The sequence below is a fragment of the Vibrio sp. 10N.261.46.A3 genome (assembly GCF_041472995.1).
GTDB classification, from domain to species: domain Bacteria; phylum Pseudomonadota; class Gammaproteobacteria; order Enterobacterales; family Vibrionaceae; genus Vibrio; species Vibrio coralliirubri.
Window position 1 is genome coordinate 1 of record NZ_JBFRRH010000093.1, and the last position, 2,152, is coordinate 2,152.

3 protein-coding genes are annotated in these 2,152 nt (G+C 38.9%); 1 reads left to right on the plus strand and 2 read right to left on the minus strand.

The genetic code is table 11. The features are described from left to right. Positions 1 to 494: 494 nt before the first annotated feature. Positions 495 to 779: a type II toxin-antitoxin system RelE/ParE family toxin gene (locus AB4484_RS19900; protein WP_210448065.1), complete on the minus strand. Its 285-nt coding sequence runs from the start codon at positions 777 to 779 to the stop codon at positions 495 to 497. Beyond that, on the minus strand, positions 769 to 1,008 hold the full coding sequence (locus tag AB4484_RS19905; RefSeq protein WP_372079989.1) for a CopG family ribbon-helix-helix protein: 240 nt from the start codon (positions 1,006 to 1,008) through the stop codon (positions 769 to 771). The genes AB4484_RS19900 and AB4484_RS19905 overlap by 11 nt, the downstream gene beginning before the upstream one ends. A gap of 268 nt (positions 1,009 to 1,276) precedes the next feature. Here AB4484_RS19905 and AB4484_RS19910 point away from each other — a divergent pair, with 268 nt between their 5' ends. Further along, entirely contained in the window at positions 1,277 to 1,924 is a 648-nt protein-coding gene (locus AB4484_RS19910; RefSeq protein ID WP_372079991.1) for a hypothetical protein, read from the plus strand. The last annotated feature ends 228 nt before the right edge of the window (positions 1,925 to 2,152 follow it).

Here is a 2,152-nt window from a genome sequence, read left to right on the forward strand (position 1 = left end):
TACCATAATAGGAATAATGAACATCGAGTTTTGAGAGGTTGAACATCATTTTCTTAATCTGAATCGGTAAGTTGCAATTTTTCTGTAATAACGGCATTCTTTCTGGTGATCCTTCTTAAGCTGAGGATTACCTAGCCAACTGACGTTGTTAGTGAACTTAAAATTGTTCACAAAAGTATGAGCCAATCTCGATTATGGAGGTTGGTTTTTTTTTGCTTATTTAACGTAACGGCACTTAGTGCGAACCAAGCTCTTAGATGGTAATGAAACGAAAAAAGGCAGCCCTAGGGCTGCCTTTTTTGAGTCACAAGAGATTACTATCAAATCAAATGGAGGTGATTTAAATATGTGACTCCGTGATTATGTATGGATTGTGTGCCTAAAATTCAACAATATGTGCTTATTTAACGTAACGTAACTTAGTGCGAACCCTGATTTAGACACAAAAAATCCTCCAAAACGGAGGATTTTTTCGTTATTGGAACAAACTATTGCTACCAGAATTCAGGTTGAGACATGCGAGTAGGGAATACTCTTAAAATCTCAATACAGTTATCTTTGACTCGATAAGGTATGAGGTAGGGATACTTATTTAGGACAAGTTCTCTTGTTCCAAACACTCGGCCTGTTCGCCCCATAGCTGGATTTGTTTTTAGGAGGTTTGTTAAGTCATAGACCTCTTGAACAAACTCACGTGATGATCGTGGGTTGTGTTCGTGTAGATACTCTGCGGACTGTTCTAGGTTGACTAAGGCTTTTTTAAGCCACTTAATCTGCATTCACACCCCACTTAGAGAATGCATCCTGCACTTCTTCTTTATTGGCAAACTGTCCCGAATCAGCTTCATTCAGAGCGTCTTTGATTTCATTAACCTGCCAAAGCTCACGAACTAGGTAATCTTGAATTGCTTGGTTGGTAATCCATGACTTTGTTCGCCCTGTGGACTCTGCAAGTAGTGTTAGTTTTTGTTCGATATCTTCTGGAATTCTGACTGACATAGATGGCATGGTAAGCCTCCTGTATTACGGTGATTACATTGTAATACAAAGTGATCATTTACCATAATAGGAATAATAAACACCGAAAATGAGCGGTAAAAATGAAGAACACAGCCATAGGTTGCGGTTTATTGTTTTTTTTTGGGGGGGGGAGGCATTAATCTGATGTGAAAAGTTAAAATTGTTATAAAATCCCCTTTGCTTTGTGTCGTATTCATTGTAGGTTCCCCCCTCCTGTTAACATAATGCCTTGTGCATTTTTTATTATTTGGTTTTTATGAATATTAAACTTATTGCTCTTTCTCTTGCTCTTTTTTCAGGACTTGCCTCAGCTGATAGCGTGCACACATTTAATGCATCGTCTAAAGTATTTGGTGTCGAAAATGGTGAGGCTAATGTTAAATCTGTGCCGACAGTAAAAAACGGGAAAACGTACGACTACTATGCATTCACGCCTAAGGATGCCAATTTCTCCATCAATGTTGATGGGAAGGTATACCAAGTAGCGTCTTCTCGAGGTGTCTATGCTCCAGCTGGGTGTAACTATACGTTTGAAGTTTATCAAAATGCTGAACTTCAATACGGTGGTTGCTCTAAAGCTTTGGATACACCATCGACAAAACTAACCCTAATCAATAAATCTAATAACCCAATTTATTCTGCTTTTGATTTGGGTGATGACTTTTTTGCGGATTCTAGTGTAAATGCCTTTTCTTTTGAACAGGGGGTGGCGTATACAGAGAATAATCAGTTTTTACAGTCTCTTAACGTAAAACCTGGAGATAATATTCAATCTTTTGGTTTGTTTGATGCGATCTCAGGTCAATATGTCGCGTGTGATCATAATGTGGAGTTTGGTGGTGTAAAATCATTTGAGTACATTTTTGATCAATCAACTGAGCAATACGTGTGTCGCCAAAAGTAAAAAGAAAGATTGCGATTTAATTTAGTATTTAAAGCACTGCAACGATTGATCTTGATACAAGAGCGGCTCCCGATTGGGAGCCGTTCTTCGTTACGGAGTCACGCAATCGGAATAATAAACACCGAAATTAAGCGGTCAAAATGAAGCTCACAGCCATTGTTTGGGATTTTTATACCTAGGTTGCGGCTTGTTGTTTCTGGTCGCTGTGGGGGGCTCTCGGGGCAATTT

Excerpts from the sequence above, each read along its gene's own strand:
- AB4484_RS19900 (WP_210448065.1), bottom strand. The coding sequence starts at position 779 with ATGCAGATTAAGTGGCTTAAAAAAGCCTTAGTCAACCTAGAACAGTCC.
- AB4484_RS19910 (WP_372079991.1), top strand. The coding sequence starts at position 1,277 with ATGAATATTAAACTTATTGCTCTTTCTCTTGCTCTTTTTTCAGGACTT.
- AB4484_RS19905 (WP_372079989.1), bottom strand. The coding sequence starts at position 1,008 with ATGCCATCTATGTCAGTCAGAATTCCAGAAGATATCGAACAAAAACTA.